The following is a 17097-nucleotide window of genomic DNA, read 5'->3' as shown; positions in this document are numbered from 1 at the left end:
AGTGCGGCCCCGATGAACCGAGTGCTTCTGAATAATGTCGATCACGCCGACCTGCGGGTGATCGCCGGCCACGGCGCGGCCTTTGGCGACGCGATCAATCAGACCCTGATCCTGCCCACCGAGTTCGAGGCGGCCCAACGCGAATATCCGATCCTGATCCGCAAGGACGCCGCTGGCGCTTACCAGGCCGTTGTTCTGCTGGGTCTTGATCGCGACGAGAACCTCTTCCTCGACGAGACAGGCTGGAACGCCCGCTATGTGCCGGCGGTGCAGCGACGCGGCCCGTTCTCGATCGCCTTGCAGCGCGACGCCGTGGGCGGCGAGCCTCGCCCTATGATCCACGTCGATCTCGACCACCCGCGCATCAGCCGCGAGGACGGCGAGCCCGTGTTCCTGCCGGCCGGCGGCAATTCACCCTATCTGCAAGGCGTCAGCCGAACCTTGAGCCAGATCCACGACGGGCTCGAGATCGCTGGTCCGATGTTCGCCTTCTATGACGAACTGGGCCTGATCGAGCCGATCGATGTCGAGATCAAGCTGGACGACGGGACCAGCTATGACCTGCCCGACGTCTTCACGGTGGCGCCGGATCGTCTGGCCGCGGTGACGGGCGAAAACCTGGAGAAGCTGCACCAGTCGGGCCTGCTGCGCGCCGCCCACTGGATCATGGCCTCGATGGGCAACATCGAGGACCTGATCGCGCGCAAGACACGGCGTCGGGCTCGGCTGGCATGACCGCCCTGACGGCCCGGCGCACGTTGGAGGCCACTGTCGCCACGCCGGCGGATATCCCGTTCGACGCCATCCTGGCCGGCCAGACGCCGATGCTGTTCAAGGGGTTGGTCCGCGATTGGCCGCTTGTGCGCAAAGGCCTCGAATCCAGCCAAGCCGCCCGCGACTATATCCGCGCCCATGACCAGGGCGGCCGCGTGGTCGGCTATTCGGCGGGGCCGGAGATCCGGGGGCGCTTCTTCTATGACGAGACCTGCGCGGCGGTGAACTTCAAGGCCGAGCGGGCCCCGCTGGAGGTGTTCCTGGAGCGTCTGGAGGCGGTGGAAGGGCTGAACGACGCCCCGGCCGTCTATGTCGGCTCGGCGGATCTGGACGGCTACTTCCCCAGCCTCAAGGCCGAGAACGACCTGGGCCTCGGGCCCGAGGTCTATGGCGACCAGCCGCCGATGGCGGGCGTCTGGATCGGCAACCGCACCGTCGCGGCCGCTCACTGGGACATGTCGAACAACATCGCCGTCTGCGCCGTGGGCCGCCGACGCTTCACCCTGTTTCCCCCCGACCAGGTCGCCAATCTCTATCCCGGTCCGCTTGAGCCGACGCCCGGCGGTCAGGTGGTCAGCATGGTCGATTTCGAGAACCCCGACTTCGACGCTCACCCTGGCTTCCGCGAGGCCCTGGCGACGGCCCAGGTGGCCGAAATGGAGCCTGGCGACGTGCTGGTCTATCCGGCGCTGTGGTGGCACCAGGTCGAGGCGCTGGAGCCCTTCAACGTCCTGATGAACTACTGGTGGAACGCCGCGCCGGCCCACGCCGACACGCCGATGAACACGCTGTTGCACGGCCTGCTCAGCCTGCGCGATCGCCCCGCGTTCGAGAAGCAGGCCTGGAGGGCCTTGTTCGACTACTACGTCTTTGGTCCCGCCGACCGCGCCGGCGCGCATCTGCCCGAGGGCGCGCGCGGGCCGCTGGGACCCATGGACGCCATGACGGCGAGGCGGCTGCGCGCGCAGCTGCTGGACCGCCTGAACCGATAAGATCAAGGGAGGGACGCGATGGCCCAGCAGAGGATCCGTAAGGTGGTGATCGCGGGCGGCGGCACCGCCGGCTGGACAGCGGCCGCCGCGCTCGTGCGACAACTGGGCCCGCTGCTCGACATCACCTTGGTCGAGTCCGAGGACATCGGCACGGTTGGGGTCGGGGAGTCGACCATCCCCACCGCCCGCACCTTCAACGCCATGCTCGGCATCGACGAGGCCGAGTTCATGCGGGCGACCCAGTCGACCTTCAAGCTGGGCATTTCGTTCGAGAACTGGGGCGAGATCGGCGACCGCTACATCCACTCGTTCGGTCAGGTGGGTAAGTCGACCTGGATGGGCGGCTTCCATCACTTCTGGATGCAGGCCCAGGCCCAGGGCTTCGGCGGCGATCTGGGCGACTACTGCCTGGAGCTGAAGGCGGCCGAGGGCGAGCGGTTTTTCACCGGCGACAACGGTCCGCTCAACTACGCCTACCACCTGGACGCTGGCCTCTACGGCCAGTTCCTGCGCCGGATGGCCGAGGCCGACGGCGTCAAGCGCGTCGAGGGCAAGATCGCCAGCGTCCGTCAGAGCGCGGCCGACGGCTCGATCGAGGCGCTGGTCATGGAGTCCGGCCAGGCGGTCGAGGGGGACCTCTTCATCGACTGCACCGGCTTCCGGGGCCTCCTGATCGAGCAGACCCTGAAGGCCGGTTACGAGGACTGGGACCATTGGCTGCCGACCAACAGCGCCCTGGCGGTCCAGACCCGCTCGACCGAGCCGGCCAAGCCCTATACCCGCGCCATCGCGCACAAGGCCGGCTGGCGCTGGAAGATTCCGCTGCAGCACCGCGTGGGCAATGGCCTCGTCTACTGCAACGAATTCATGTCCGACGACGAGGCCCATGCCATGCTGCTGGGTGAGATCGAGGGCGAGACCCTGATCCCGCCGCGCCTGATCCGCTACCGCACAGGCCGCCGCCGCAAGACCTGGGACAAGAACGTCGTCGCCCTGGGTCTTTCCAGCGGCTTTGTCGAGCCGCTCGAGTCGACCTCGATCCACCTGATCATGATCGGCGTGACCCGGCTGATGCAGCTGTTCCCGTTCGACGGGATCAGCCCGTCGGTGATCGACCGCTACAACCGTCTGGCCGATGACGAGCTGGAGAAGATCCGCGACTTCATCATCCTGCACTACAAGGCGACCGAGCGGACCGACAGCCCGTTCTGGGACCGGGTGCGCGAGATGGAAATCCCCGACAGCCTGGCCCAGCGCATCGACTTGTTCCGGGAGAGCGCCCAGGTCTATCAGGCGCCGGGCGAGCTCTTCCAGGTCGACTCGTGGCTGCAGGTGCTGCTGGGCCAGCGCGTCCAGCCTAAGAGCTTCCACGCCATGGGCCGCCTGATGCCGACGCAGCAGCTGAAACAGGCCCTGGATGATCTGAAGCGCAACATCGCCGGCACGGTCGGCCGACTACCGCAGCACCAGGCGTTCCTCGACGCCTACTGCGCGCCGCCGGTCAGCAAGAGCGCCTGAGGCTCAGGCCTCGATCGGCGCGAACAGCTTCTGCAGCGTCGCGCCGATGCGGACGGCCGAAGGATCGCTGGGCGGCAGCCCAAAGCCGCGGAGCTCGTGGCCGATCCGCTCGCCGACGGCCAGCAACGGTCGGCTGGTGAGCTGGGCTTGAGCGAGGGTTTCGACGGCCTCGGCGTATCGCTCGGCATTCAAGGTCTTCAGCGCCCAGGCCCTAGCGGCGTCACCGGTCTTCCGGCGCAAGGGCGCGTCATCGACCAGGCGTTCCAGCACCGCGCGGATTTCTTCGACGACGATCTCGCCGTCGACCTTGAAGACCAGGTCGTCGGGCAACTCGCCATAGAAGCCGGCGCGGGCGACGACCGTGGGGCGGCCGCTGAGCATCCCTTCGCAGGCCGAGCCCGAGGCGCCTTCCAGCACCGGCTTGCGGAGCGCGCAGATGATGTCGGCTTCGTCCAGGCGCTCATCCAGGGTCGCATCGTCGACGGCGCCGTCGATGACGAGATTGTGGAAGCCGACCTCCGCCGCGACGGCTTCCAGCCTGGCGCGCTCGTCGTCCGAGATCGGGCCGACCAGGCGGTAGGCGCAGGCCCTTAGCGTGTCCGAGCCCCCGATCGCGCGGATCACGTCGGCGACGCGCTTGTTGGGGTTCATGACCCCGACCGTGGTGATGGTCAGGCGGTCCTTGGCCCTCGGCGGCCCCGGCGGGGTCTCGCGATCCGGACAGCACAGCGGCGTCACCGACACCGGACCGGCGCAGGCGGCCTCCAGGCGCGGGGCGTAGAAGCGGGCGTGGGCGAGGGCGGCTTCGCAGCGCCGGGCCAGCCACTCGGTCATCGGCAGCGTGGCGGCGATCTCGCCCATGTCGAGCATCTGGCCCGAGCGCACGGCGACCGCATGGGGCTCTGCCTCCGGGCCATAGGTCGCGACGATCTCGGCGTCGTGCCGGCGATAGTCCAGCCCGTTGTGGTGCAGCCAGCCCGAGAACAGGTTGTAGATGTAGAAGTCGTGGAAGATCCCCAGGCACGGCGCGGCGTCCAGGATCGCCAGGGCGCCGGCGTGGAAGGGGTAGTTGTCGCCGATATTGACGATGACGACGTCGAAGTCGTCGCGCAGCCGCGTCAGGTCGACCTGACGCCAGTGACGGACGGGCAGGGCGGTCGGGTGTAGCGCCTCGGGCGCATCCTCCTCCACGTCCTCGCAACGCAGGATCTCGACCTCATGCCCCCGCGCGGCGAGGGCGGCCGTGACGGCGGCGCTGACCCGGCCGATCGACGACCGCAGAACGAAGGGCGTGACCCAGCAGATCTTCATCGCGACCGCCTAGCGCTGCAGAAGCCGGCGCTCGGCGTCGCCGCCGGGCCGCACGAAGGCGATGTTGGCGGAGACGAGCTTGGCGGCCGACTTGGCGTCGGTGGGCGCGCCGGCGCTGGTGGCCTCGTCGATCAGATAGGGCTTGAAGCCGGCGTCGGCGAAGGCCTTGAACCATTGGGCGGGCGTCTGACCGACGCGCGTCAGGTGTTCGGGCCCGAACTCGGCCAGGATGGCGAGATCCGGGTTCTTGGCGATCACGCCCTTCATGCCGGCCAGCACGTCCAGCTCCGCGCCTTCGACGTCGATCTTGACCACGTCCAGGCGCTTGCCGGGCGCGGCGTCATCCAGCCGCACGACCTCGACCTCGATCGTGCGCGCTTCTTCCGCCTCGGGGAGGGCGTAGAGCGAGCTGTGGCCGATGATGTCGCTGACGTGGAAGGTCAGGCGCCCGGCCTTCTCGCCGACAGCCTGGTCACGCACCTCGACCCACGACAGACCATTGAGGTGCTTCATCTTCTCAAGGTTGGCGCGCGGCGTGGCCTCGGGTTCGAAGGCGATGACCTTGCCCTCGGGACCGACGGCGCGGGCCATGACCAGGGTCAGCAGGCCGATATTGGCGCCAACGTCGGCGACGGACATGCCGGGGCGAACCAGGCGTCGCAGCACGTCGCTCGTGCCGGGCTCCAGACCCTTGCTGGTGGCGTTGGCCAGCATGGTGACGAAGGTCGGCAGGGCGCGCGGCGCCAGGACGTAACCTTCGCGCATGCGGATCGCCACCGACTCCTCGTCATAGTGGATCAGCGGCCGCAGCTTGATCTCGAGCTCGTCGAAGCGCGGACCGAACAGGCCGGGCAGGGCGTCCAGAGCGTCGCCGCTGCGCTCCGCGCGGGCCTCCAGCCGCGCGAGGGCGGCGGCCAGGCGCTCGTTCTGACGGAGGCTGAGGTCCAGTCGGTGCTGCACGGCCTGCAGATCCGCCGAGATGGCGTTGAGTTGGCCGCGCGTCTCGCGCAGCTCGTGCTCGACGCTGGCCTGCAGATAGCGGCGCGCGTAGCTGGCGATCGGCCCCAGCACGGGTCCCAGCAGGCGCCGCGCGAAACCGAACCGCCGGCGCGGCGGCGGGGTTGGCGTGGACGCCGGCGCCGGTTCGGGCTGGGAAGATGGAGCGCGCATGGCGGAACGAATGGCCAAGTCCAGGCGTGCGGGCCTCAAGTGCGAATCCTTCCCGAGCGCCGCCTGAGCGGTCGCGCGTGTCCAAGCCTAGCCTAAAAAGCCGCCAAACCCGGCCGAGCGCCGTCTAGAACAGAAACCCGTAGTCGACGAAAGCGCTGTGATCGCCGACCAGGTTGATCGAGCTGTGATCGGGCAACTCGAACGTCAAGCTGGTGACGTGGCTGATAGCGCCCGGATCGCTAGTCACGCGGGTGTCGTACATCACCACCTGCGAACCATCCATCGCGAGACCGACGCTGGCGGTGTGGGCCATGAAGGAATCGATGACCTGCCGCACCAAGTCGATCGAGACAAAATCCAGATGGGCCGTGGTCTTCTGCGGCCCCTCGGGGGCCGAAGGCGTCGAGGGCGAAGCGATGTGATCGCCTTCGGCGACGCCCGGCGTTTGCGGGGCCGCGACGCCGTCATCGACCGGCTGCGTGGCCTGCACGCCGACCGGCGCCACTTGCACGTGCTCGCCGCGCGAGATGATCTCGGTCAGCAGATCCGGCAGCTTGGAGACCTCGATCACGGCGATCTTCTGGGCCAGCGCCGTGTCGCCGACCAGGGCGCGCACCAGCTGGACAGCCTCGACGTTCGGCAGAGCGCCAGCCCCAAGGCGAATTTCCAGAACCCAATCTGCGCCGTCGTGAAGGGTGGGCGCCGACAGAGGGGAGGGTGTTACGTCGTGGCGACCGCCGCCGCCGCCGTCGCCGCCGCCATTCCCACCGCCGCCATTGCCGCCGAAACCCAGCGTCGTATCCGCGGTCGTGATCGGATCAACCGAGCTCGGCATCGTCGACAGCAACGCCACCAGCGAAAGCACCGACGAAGCGGTCTGGGCGGGCGTAGCGGGAGCAGTCGCGGCGTGCGCGGCCACGGCCGAGGCCTCGCCGCCCATCGACGTCAGGTCCGAAGCCGCGGGGCCCGCGAAATCCAGCGCCACGGACGCGGAGGCCAGGGCGGTGCGGGCGTCAGGCTCCAGGCTGGCTTGGTCGACCTTGAAGTCGGCGGCCAAAAGCGCCGCGGCCAGCACCAGGATCGCCTGGTTGGCCGGCAATTGGACGGTGTCATAGGCCGACGACTGGACGTTCGCGGCGGTCACGGGCGGAAGAGAGGCCGCGCCGCCGTTCAGGCTGGTGTTCGAGCTGGACGACAGCAGCGCCGGACGCGAGTGGGAAGCGGGCGCATTGGCCGCGCCGCTCTCGGCCGCGCGGGCCTCGCCGCTCTTGAAGAACGCGGTGCCGACCACGGCCACCAGCAGGGCGGCGGGGTGAACAGAGATGTTGTCGCCGCGATCCGTCCGGCGGATCAGCGGATGGCGCGCGACCATGTTGCGCACCATCGACGAGAAGTCGAAGCCGCGCGCGACCTCTTCATAGGCCGGCCCGGCGATCAGATACTCGCCGTCGATGCGCGCGAAGTGAATGACGACCTCGCCATCGTCCGTCCGATAGAAGACGAACCAGGGTTCCTTCTCGTCGCTCAGGCCGCGGTCGGTGCCGACGCGAATCCCCGCCCGCAGCAGGGCGGCCTCGACCCGATAGAACTCGGCCAGCTCCTGCTGGCTCCAGTCCGACGGCGGAGCGGGGACGTAGCGCGGCGAACGCTGGAAGAACGAGAGGACTTGCGCGGCCATGTCGGCGGATTGTTCCCACGCCAGAAGAGAGTCGCCGGCTTTCCCGCCGGCAGGTCAAGCTAGACGATCTACTCTTCGTTGAACAGGATGTCGTACGTAATAGGATCGTAGAACCGCATCAGTTCCCGCACGAACGTCCTTTCCGGAACGTTAAGCGCGCGCGCCCAGTCACGATACCGGTCCGGGGGGATGCGGCCGCGCCCGGTCTCGAGCTGCGAAATGAAAGTGTAGTAGTCAGCGCCAACCTTGGCCGCGAGCTGGCGCTGCGACAGGCCGGCGGCCTCGCGCGCTTCCTTTAGCCAGCGACCGCCTTCGCGGCGGAGGTCCTGAACCTCCGGGGCGCTGCGACGTTGAGGGTTGCCATACATTATAGACTCTCAAGCCTCCGTCCGTGGGCGGAGAGCGCTGTCGCTCGCCTCTACGGACGCCAAATTCCTTCCACATATAGCGCTTTCGCGGCCAAGGTACAAGGAACGCGACATATGAAAATGCTGTACCGGTTAGAAAAATGCTGTACCGCGTGATTTCGGGTATTGTCGACGTATGACGTTTGCTCTATAGCCATCGCTGCTCCCATGCGCGCCGTTCGGTCGCAGGGGGTGTGGGATTTTCTTTGGGAGACAAGCCAGATGGCTTATACGCTAGCTCAGCTGACGGAGTTCTTCACGAACGCCAACGCTGGTACCGCGCCGACCGAGGCGCAAAAGCTCGCTCTGCAAGGCCTGCTGAACGACAACCAGTCGGGCCTCAGCAACGACGCGACCTTCTCTAAGGTTGTCGATCTCGCTTCGGACAGCACCGTTGCCGTCAGCGTCGGCACCTACAACTTCTTCCTGGGCTATGCGCCGAGCCAAGCCGGTCTGACCGCGCTGAACGCCGCCTATGTCGGCGCCGGCAAGCAGTCCGGCATGAACGCTGAAAACCGCTTCATCGCGCAGTCGATCTCGCTGTCGATGGATAACGCCACGGCGAAGGCCAACTTCTCGGCCTCGTACGGCTCGCTGTCGCTGGCCGACGCGGCGAAGGCCGCTTACCTGATCATCATCGGTCAGGCCGCTGCGACCGCCAACAACATCAACGTTGACAACGCCGTCGCCTTCCTGACGAACGCCACGTCGGTCGCCTACTACACCGCCCTGGTGAAGGCGAACTATCCGAACGCCTCGGCTGCTGACCAAGCTCTGGCCGTCAAGGCCGCCGTCGTCGGCGAAATCCTGTTCCAAGCCACGTCTTACAACCAAGGCGCGGGCATCGGTTCGTACGCTCAAGCCAGCACCAACCTGGTGAAGGACCTGGCGCTCGACAACGTTCTGACGAACGACAGCACCACCGGCATCGACCTGCTGGGCAAGTATGGCACCACCAACGGCGGCGGCTCGTCGCTGGTCCTGACGAGCGGCGTCGACACCATCACTGGCACCTCGGGCGACGACACCATCACGGGCCTGGTTGATACGACGGCCGGCGCCACGCCGACCTTCACTGCGCTCGACACGATCGCCGGCGGCGCTGGCAACGACACCCTGATCATCAATTCGATCACGGCCCTGGCTCAGAGCAACATCAACGCCGTGACCGTCACGGGCGTTGAAAACGTCACCCTGCGCGGCGCCGCCGCCGTTGTGGCTGACGTCACCAACTGGACCGACGTCACCGCTCTGAACGTCACGCAAGCCACCTCGGCGACCGTCGGCGCTAGCGGCACGGCCAACATCGGCGTGTCGGGCGTCACCGGCGCCATCACGATCGATGGCGGTAAGGGCGTCACGGTCACCGACGCGACGGCTGGCAACGCCATCACGATCGGCGGCACCACCGCTCCGAAGGGTGTCGTTTCGGTTACCGACACCAGCCTGACCACCGGTTCGGTCAACGTTCAAGGTGGCACCAACGTCACCGTGACGACTTCGGGCGCGACCACGGGCACCGTCACCGTCGGCGGCACCACCTCGCCGTCGGGCGTCGTGACGATCGCCAACACCGGCGCGGCCTATGACGCCACCGCCGCCAACAACGCCCTGGGCGCGATCACCGTCACCGGCGGCACCACCGTCAACGTGACGCAAACCGCTTACTCGAGCACCGCCGATGCGGCCGCGGACACCGCTGCGGTGACCCGGACCCAAGGCGCCGTGACCGTCAACGGCGGCGCTGCGACGACGGAAGTGTCGGTCACTCAGTCGGCGACCGTCGCTGCTGTGAACCAGCAAACCGCCGATGGTACGAAGTCGGTGGAAACCGTCACCTTCGTCGCCATGGCCGCCAGCGAAACGATCACGGTCAACGGCCTGACCTTCACCGCCGCCAAGGCGCTGACGGCAGCCGAAGCCGCCGCCGCCTTCGCCAACCTGGCCAACGGCGCCACGACCGGCAGCGCTCCGGTGACCAACGGTACGTATTCGGGCACCTTCTCGACGGTGTCGGGTTCGACCGGCGCGGTTACGACGGCTTCGGGCGTCAGCACCGTGTCGTTCACCCAGACCTCGTTCGGCGCCACCACCGGCCTGACCGTGGCTGACACGGCCGCCGCGGGTAACGTCAGCGTGGCCACGGCCACGGCGGGCGCTGCTCAGACGATCACCAGCACCAAGGCCGGCGTCGCCGGTGTGGCCGCTGGCGCCGTCACCATCAACGGCGCGATCACCGGTGCGGACGTTCTCAGCAAGGTGACCCTGAACAGCTACGGCACGGTCGGCATCACGTCGGACGCCCTGACCACCCTGAGCCTCGCCAACAGCGACGCCGCGGTCACGGTCACGAACGCCGCGGCGACCACCCTGGGCCTCACGGTCAACAAGGTTGGTTCGTCGACGACGACGGCCGCGCTCAACCTGGGCAGCACCTACACGACGCTGAACCTGGCTGTCGCTGGCGCTTCGGTCACCAACCTCACCGCCGCTGGCGTGACGGCTCTGGCGGTGACCGGTTCGGCGGCCGCTGATCTGACCGGCTCGACCCTCACGGCCCTGAAGACCGTGACGGTTGCTGGTTCGGCGGGCGTGACCCTGGCTGCTCCGGCCGCCCTGACGTCGTTCGACGCCTCGGCCACCTCGGGCGCCAACACCGTGACGGCCCTTGACGCTTCGACCGCCACCTACACCGGTGGTACGGGCGTTGACACCGTTACGCTGGGCAACACGACGGTTTCGAAGGCCGTCTCGCTGGGCGCCGGTGACGACGTCCTGAACCTGGCTTCGGGCACGACCTCGCTGACCGCCACGGTCAATGGCGGCGACGGCACGGACACCCTGGGTATGGCCACGGCTGACGCCGTGACCGCCACGGCTGGCGCCGCCTTCGCCTCGAAGGTCGTTGGCTTCGAAAAGCTGAGCCTGGGTCTGGCCGCTGCTTCGGGTACGGTGAACCTCGCCAACCTGAACAACATCGGCTACGTCATCACCAACGGCGTCGGCGCCAACACCACGACGCTGTCGGGCTTTGTCGCGAACGGCACGCTGGAACTGGCCGCTGTTGCTCAGGCCACTGGCACGGTCGCTGTGACCCTCGCTGATGCGACCGGTACGTCTGACGTGCTGAACGTGGTGGCCAAGGTCAGCACGGCCGACCTCAACCACGGCACGGTCAGCGCTGCTGGTGTCGAGACCATCAACCTCACCGCCACGGACACGTCGACGACGGCCGCGATCAATCGCTCGACGATCTCGATCACCGACTCGGCGCTGAAGACCCTGACCATCGCGGGTAACGCCAAGGCGACCGTGACCTACGACAGCACCGCGCTGACGTCGGTCAACGCGTCGACCAACACCGGCGGTGTCACCGTCAGCACCCTGTCGGGCGCTGCGGCGGCCACCACGGTGACCGGTGGCACGGGCGCTGACACGCTGACCGCCAACCACGCCAGCGACGTCCTGATCGGCGGCGATGGTGCGGACTCGCTGACGGCGGCGGCCAACCTCGTCACCCTGACGGGTGGCGCTGGTGCGGATACGTTCAACGTCGCCTTCGTCGTTTCGAACGCCAACAGCTACGCGACCATCACGGACGCTTCGGCCGGCGACTCGATCGTGCTGAAGAACGTCGCGGCGGTCACGGAAACCTTCGCTTCGGCGAAGGTTGCTCTGGGCGACACGGCGGTGTTCCAAGACTTCGCCAACCAAGCCATCTCGACCACGACCGCTGGCGCCATCTCCTGGTTCCAGTACGCTGGCAACACCTACATCGTCGAAAACGCTTCTGGTTCGGCCACCGCCTTCCAGAACGGCACCGACGTCGTGGTGAAGCTGGCGGGTCTGGTCGATCTGTCGACCGCTTCGTTCAGCGCCTCGTCGCAGACCCTGGTCCTGCACTAATCCTCCTCGGAGGCGAGCCTGGCCTTCGGGCCAGGCTCGGAACTACAGAGCGCCCTCGTCAGTTCGCTGGCGGGGGCGTTTCTTTTTGGCGGGCCCGTTCGCGCGCTGGCTTGCGAGTCTTGCCTGGTTTATCTAGGGCAAGACCTAGTCGCTCCTTTTCCGCCACAATTTCGTGGTCCTGACGCCACCTAAGTTGTTACTGTAGTTCAGCCGCGTCACGTGTCGCGGCGTCCTGAAGGCTAGAGATGTTCTTCAACCGCACCGGCGCGAAGCCGACCATCCTGGACCAAGCCGTCCTGGTCATGAAGCCGGCGGTGATCACCGCCATGGTCTTCAGCTTCTTCATCAACATCCTGGCCCTGGTCAGCCCGCTGTACATGCTGCAGGTCTATGACCGCGTGCTGTCCAGCCGCAGCGTCTCCACCCTGGTGGTGCTGACGATCCTCTGCGTCTTTCTGTTCATCATCTACGGCCTGCTCGAGGCGCTGCGCACCCAGGTGCTGGTGCGCGGCGGCCTGAAGTTCGACGGCGTGGCGCGCGACCCGATCTTCCGCTCGGTGCTCGACTCGACCCTGACGCGGCGCGGCCCCGGCGGCCAGGCGTTCCGCGACATGGACCAGGTGCGCGAATTCGCGACCGGCGGCCTGATCGCCTTCTGCGACGCGCCTTGGACGCCGGTGTTCATCATCGTGTCCTGGATGCTGCATCCCTATTTCGGGATCCTGGCGATCATCAGCTGCTTCGTGATCTTCGGCCTGGCCGTGATGAACGACCGCGCCACCAAGAACCCGCTGCAGATGGCGACGATGGCCTCGATCGCCGCGCAGAACGACGCCGGCTCGACCCTTCGCAACGCCGAGGTCATGAAGGCCATGGGCATGTGGGGCGGTCTGCAGCAGCGCTGGCGCGGCCGCCGCGACGAGCAGGTGGCCTGGCAGGCCGCCGCCAGCGACGCCGGCGGCGCGGTGATGTCGGGCATCAAGGTGTTCCGTCAGGTGGTCCAGACCCTGATCCTGGGCGGCGGCGCCTATCTGGCGATCGAAGGCAAGATCTCGCCCGGCTCGATGATCGCCGGCTCGATCCTGGTCGGTCGCGCCCTGGCGCCGATCGAGGGCGCGGTGGGGCAATGGAAGGTCTTCCTCGGCGCCCGCAGCGCCTGGGACCGTCTGCAAGGCATGCTGCGCGAGAGCAAGGACACCGAAGACCATATGCAACTGCCCGAGCCGCGCGGCGTGCTGTCGGCCGAGGCGGCTTCGATCCTGCCGCCGGGCGCGCAGCAGCCGACCATGCGCCAGGCCAGCTTCCGCATCGACGCCGGCACGGCCGTGGCCCTGGTCGGCCCCAGCGCCGCCGGCAAGTCCTCGCTGCTGCGCGGCATCGTCGGCGTCTGGCCGTGCGCCTCGGGCGTGATCCGCCTCGACGGCTACGACATCAAGCAGTGGGATCCCGAGCGCCTGGGCCGCCACATCGGCTACCTGCCGCAGGACATCGAGCTGTTCGCGGGCACGGTCGCCCAGAACATCGCTCGCTTCACCGAGTACGAGGCGCAGGAAGTGATCGACGCGGCCACGCTGGCGGGCGTTCACGAGATGATCCAGGCCCTGCCGATGGGCTACGACACGCCGATCGGCGAGGGCGGCGCCTCGCTGTCCGGCGGCCAGCGCCAGCGTCTGGCCCTGGCCCGCGCGGTGTTCCGCATGCCGGCGCTGCTGGTGCTGGACGAGCCGAACGCCAGCCTCGACCAGGTGGGCGAGGTGGCGCTGATGGAGGCGATGAACCGCCTGAAGGCGGCCAAGCGCACCGTGGTGTTCGCCACGCACAAGGTGAACCTGCTGGCCCAGGCGGACTACATCATGGTGATCAACCAGGGGGTCATCGCCGACTTCGGCGAACGCGACCTGATGCTGGCCAAGCTGACGGGGGCCGCGCCGCAGCCGCAGCCGCCCAAGCCCGCGCCGATCCAGAGCGCGCACTGACGCCGCGCCGGCCTCACGACCCCGCACCCCGTTTCCACGGCCGCCGCTGGCGCGCCTATCAGGCTTGAAGACGCATGAAGCCCCCGAAGATCCAACGTCCGACGGACAACTACCAAGTCGTGGCTCGCATCGGCTACGCCGTCATCGGCCTGATGCTGCTGGGCTTGGTCATCGCGGCCTTCGCGCCGTTGAACGCTTCGGTGATCGCCAACGGCGTCGTCTCGGCCGAGGGCAACCGCAAGACCATCCAGCACCTGGAAGGCGGCATGCTGCGCAAGATCCTGGTGCGCGAGGGCGAGAAGGTGAAGGCCGGACAGGTTCTGTTCGAGCTGGATCCCACCCAGGCCAACGCCGCCGCCGGCATCACCAAGAACCAATATGTGGCGCTCAAGGCGCTGGAGGCTCGCCTCCTGGCCGAGCGCGACCAGCGGCCTTCCATCAGCTTCCCGGCCGAATTGCTCAGCCAGCGCAACGATCCGATGGTCGCTCGCGCCATCGCCGACGAGCAGGTTCAGTTCCAGGAGCGTCGCCAGACGATCCAGGGCCAGATCGACCTGGTGAACGGCCAGCGCGAGCAATATCAGAGCGAGATCGAGGGCATCGACCGCCAGAACCAAGGTCTCAAGGATCAGCTGGGCTACATCCAGGACGAGCTGAATGACCTGCGCAAGATCTACGACAAGGGCCTGGTGCCGCGGCCGCGCCTGCTGGCGCTGGAGCGCGAGCAGGCCTCGCTGTCGGGCTCGATCGGCCGCCTGACCGCCGACCGCGCCAAGGCCGTGCAGGGCATCTCCGACACCCAGCTGAAGGTCCGCCAGATCAAGCAGGAGTTCTTCGAGCAGGTCAGCCAGAGCATCACCGAGACCCGCGTGAAGCTGGCCGAGGTGACCGAGAAGGAGGTCGTGGCCTCCGACGCCCTGAAGCGCGTGCGGATCGTCTCGCCGGTCAACGGGACGGCGCAGAACCTTCGCTTCTTCACCGAAGGCGCCGTGGTGCGTCCGGCCGAGCCGCTGGTCGAGATCGCCCCCGACGACGAGGCGTTCGTGATCCAGGCCCACTTCCAGCCGACCGATGTGGACAACATCTATCCGGGCATGGTGACCGAGGTCCGTCTGCCGGCCTTCCACTCGCGCGAAATCCCGATCCTGAACGGCAAGATCGAATCCATCTCGCGCGACCGCCTGTCGGATCCGGAGGGCAAGACCTCCTACTTCCTGGGCATCGTGACCGTGGACATTCGGCAGCTGCCAAAGCCGCTGCGGGCCAAGGTGACGGCGGGCATGCCGGCCCAGGTGATCGTGCCCACCCGCGCGCGCACCGTGCTCGACTACCTGATCTCGCCGCTGCGCGACACGCTGCGCACGACGATGCGCGAGGAGTAGGGCCGCGGAATTCAATTCTCTGAATTCCCAAGCGTTTCGGCAAAGGGGCGTCTCGAGGCCAAATCTCGATGTCGCCGCTTTCCAACCGCCTCCAATGGTGTAGTCAAACACTTTCGTTGTTACTGGAGTCGGCGCGAGGCGCATGGCCAAGACGGCATTGATCACCGGCCTCACCGGCCGCCTCTTCCGGGGGCGGCGGGCTGGCGCGCGGGGCGTCAGGTCCTGATGGCCGCGGGCGTCGTCATCATCGGCGGCGGTGGCCACGCCAAGGTGGTCATCGAGAGCCTCAGGGCGGCCGGCGAGACCGTCGCGGCGATCGTCGACGCCGATCCGACCCCGCGCGAGGTGTTGGGTGTTCCGGTGGTGGGCGACGATCTCGCCCTTCAAGCGCTCCGCGCCCAGGGTTTTTCCAGGCTGTTCGTGGCCGTCGGCGACAATCGCCTGCGCGAGAAGCTTGGCCGCAAGGCTGGGGAGCTGGGTTTCAGCCTGGTCAACGCGATCCACCCGTCATCGGTGATCTCCGCCAGCGCGCGTCTAGGCCAGGGTGTGGCCGTGATGGCCGGCGCCGTGATCAACGCCGAGAGCGAGATCGGCGACCTTGCCATCATCAACACCGGCGCGGTCGTCGATCACGACTGCCGCCTCGGCGCGGCCAGCCATGTCGGACCGGCCTCGGCGCTCGCCGGCGGGGTGCGCGTCGGCGACAGAGCGTTCCTGGGCGTGGGCGTGCGCGTTATCCCTGGCGTGACGATCGGCGCCGACACGGTCGTGGGCGCTGGCGGGGTCGTTGTCCGGGATCTGCCGGACGCGGTGCTGGCCATCGGCGCGCCGGCCAAGATCAAAGGAGACCGGTCATGAACAGCCCGGCGAACAGCTTGCCTCGCATCTCCGTCGCCGCCCCGCGCCTGGACGGCCGTGAGCGCGAATACGTGCTGGAGTGCATGGACACGACGTGGATCTCGTCGGTCGGGCGCTTTATCTCGGAGTTCGAGAAGGGCTTCGCGGCCTATTGCGGGGTCAAGCACGCCATCGCCTGCAACAACGGCACGACCGCCCTGCACCTGGCCCTGGTGGCGCTGGGCATCGGTCCGGGCGACGAGGTGATCGTCCCCAGCCTGACCTACATCGCCTCGGTCAACGCCGTGACCTATTGCGGCGCGACCCCCGTGCTGATCGACAACGATCCGCGGACCTTCAACCTCGACCCGGCCAAGCTGGAAGCCCTGGTCACGCCGCGCACCAAGGCGATCATGCCGGTGCACCTGTACGGCCAGATCTGCGACATGGAGCCGATCCTTGAGGTCGCGCGCAAGCATGGCCTGAAGGTCGTCGAGGACGCCGCCGAAGCCGTCGGCGCCACCTACCATGGCAAGATGTCGGGTTCGCTGGGCGACTGCGCGACCTTCAGCTTCTTCGGCAACAAGATCATCACCACCGGCGAAGGCGGGATGATCACCACGGACGACGACGAGCTGGCCGCCCGCATGCGGCTGCTGCGCGGGCAGGGCATGGACCTTTCGCGCCGCTACTGGTTCCCGGTCGTCGGCTTCAACTACCGCATGACCAATATCGAGGCCGCCATCGGCCTGGCCCAGCTGGAGCGCGTCGACGAGCATCTGGCGGCCCGCCAACGCGTGGTGGCCTGGTACGACGAGAAGCTCTCGCGCCTGGGCAACCGGGTCATCAGGCCCTATGTCGCGCCGACCGGCCGTCACGTGTTCTGGATGTACACCGTGCGTCTGGGCGAGGGCCTGTCGACCTCGCGCGACCAGGTGATCAAGGATCTGGACGCCCTGGGCATCGAGAGCCGCCCGGTGTTCTACCCCATGCACGTGATGCCGCCTTACGCGCATCTGGCCACGGACGATCTGAAGCAGGCCGAGGCCTGCGGCGCCGACGGCCTCAACCTGCCCACGCACGCCGGGCTTAGCGAAGCCGACATCGACCGCGTCGTCGCCGCGCTCGACCAGGTGCTGGTCTAGT

The 17097-nt window shown here is 67.6% G+C and carries 12 protein-coding genes; 8 read left to right on the top strand and 4 right to left on the bottom strand.

The features are described 5' to 3' along the window. Nucleotides 1-12: 12 nt before the first annotated feature. Genes CSW60_RS05995 through CSW60_RS05985 form a run of 3 tightly spaced genes read left to right on the top strand, consistent with a single transcriptional unit; the run spans nucleotide 13 to nucleotide 3284 of the window. Nucleotides 13-735 carry a SapC family protein gene (locus tag CSW60_RS05995; RefSeq protein WP_099536367.1) on the top strand — a complete coding sequence of 241 codons (723 nt, stop codon included), beginning with the start codon at nucleotides 13-15 and terminating at the stop codon, nucleotides 733-735. After that, entirely contained in the window at nucleotides 660-1766 is a 1107-nt protein-coding gene (locus CSW60_RS05990) for a cupin-like domain-containing protein (protein ID WP_201723037.1), read from the top strand. Before CSW60_RS05995 ends, CSW60_RS05990 begins: the two co-directional genes overlap by 76 nt. Before the next feature lie 18 nt (nucleotides 1767-1784). Beyond that, nucleotides 1785-3284 carry a tryptophan halogenase family protein gene (locus CSW60_RS05985; protein ID WP_099536365.1) on the top strand — a complete coding sequence of 500 codons (1500 nt, stop codon included), beginning with the start codon at nucleotides 1785-1787 and terminating at the stop codon, nucleotides 3282-3284. Nucleotides 3285-3287: 3 nt separating this feature from the next. Here CSW60_RS05985 and CSW60_RS05980 read toward each other — a convergent pair whose 3' ends face one another. From CSW60_RS05980 to CSW60_RS05965, 4 genes are all read right to left on the bottom strand, one after another. Continuing rightward, nucleotides 3288-4595, bottom strand: coding sequence for a glycosyltransferase family 4 protein (locus CSW60_RS05980; protein ID WP_099536364.1), 1308 nt, complete (start codon nucleotides 4593-4595; stop codon nucleotides 3288-3290). Between the two features lie 9 nt (nucleotides 4596-4604). Then, nucleotides 4605-5804: an FkbM family methyltransferase gene (locus tag CSW60_RS05975; protein ID WP_099536363.1), complete on the bottom strand. Its 1200-nt coding sequence runs from the start codon at nucleotides 5802-5804 to the stop codon at nucleotides 4605-4607. Nucleotides 5805-5889: 85 nt separating this feature from the next. Beyond that, nucleotides 5890-7443: a hypothetical protein gene (locus CSW60_RS05970; protein WP_099536362.1), complete on the bottom strand. Its 1554-nt coding sequence runs from the start codon at nucleotides 7441-7443 to the stop codon at nucleotides 5890-5892. A gap of 68 nt (nucleotides 7444-7511) precedes the next feature. Continuing rightward, the gene (locus tag CSW60_RS05965; protein WP_066680458.1) at nucleotides 7512-7811 is read right to left on the bottom strand and encodes a helix-turn-helix transcriptional regulator; all 300 of its coding nucleotides are present in this window, start codon (nucleotides 7809-7811) and stop codon (nucleotides 7512-7514) included. 261 nt (nucleotides 7812-8072) lie between these two features. Between CSW60_RS05965 and CSW60_RS05960 the strand changes: the two genes are divergently transcribed. From CSW60_RS05960 to CSW60_RS05940, 5 genes are all read left to right on the top strand, one after another. After that, nucleotides 8073-11756, top strand: coding sequence for a hypothetical protein (locus CSW60_RS05960; RefSeq protein ID WP_099536361.1), 3684 nt, complete (start codon nucleotides 8073-8075; stop codon nucleotides 11754-11756). A gap of 245 nt (nucleotides 11757-12001) precedes the next feature. Continuing rightward, nucleotides 12002-13732: a type I secretion system permease/ATPase gene (locus tag CSW60_RS05955; RefSeq protein ID WP_099536360.1), complete on the top strand. Its 1731-nt coding sequence runs from the start codon at nucleotides 12002-12004 to the stop codon at nucleotides 13730-13732. A 74-nt stretch (nucleotides 13733-13806) separates the two neighbouring features. Beyond that, nucleotides 13807-15114: an HlyD family type I secretion periplasmic adaptor subunit gene (locus CSW60_RS05950; RefSeq protein ID WP_099536359.1), complete on the top strand. Its 1308-nt coding sequence runs from the start codon at nucleotides 13807-13809 to the stop codon at nucleotides 15112-15114. A gap of 225 nt (nucleotides 15115-15339) precedes the next feature. After that, complete coding sequence (locus CSW60_RS05945; protein WP_099536358.1) at nucleotides 15340-15972, top strand: acetyltransferase; 633 nt, start codon at nucleotides 15340-15342, stop codon at nucleotides 15970-15972. Continuing rightward, on the top strand, nucleotides 15969-17096 hold the full coding sequence (locus CSW60_RS05940; protein WP_099536357.1) for a DegT/DnrJ/EryC1/StrS aminotransferase family protein: 1128 nt from the start codon (nucleotides 15969-15971) through the stop codon (nucleotides 17094-17096). Before CSW60_RS05945 ends, CSW60_RS05940 begins: the two co-directional genes overlap by 4 nt. Nucleotide 17097: the final 1 nt, after the last annotated feature.

The organism is Caulobacter sp. X, assembly GCF_002742635.1.
In the GTDB taxonomy this organism is placed as follows: Bacteria; Pseudomonadota; Alphaproteobacteria; order Caulobacterales; family Caulobacteraceae; genus Caulobacter.
Note: the sequence above shows the minus strand (reverse complement) of the source record. Positions and strands in the feature narration are given on the sequence as shown.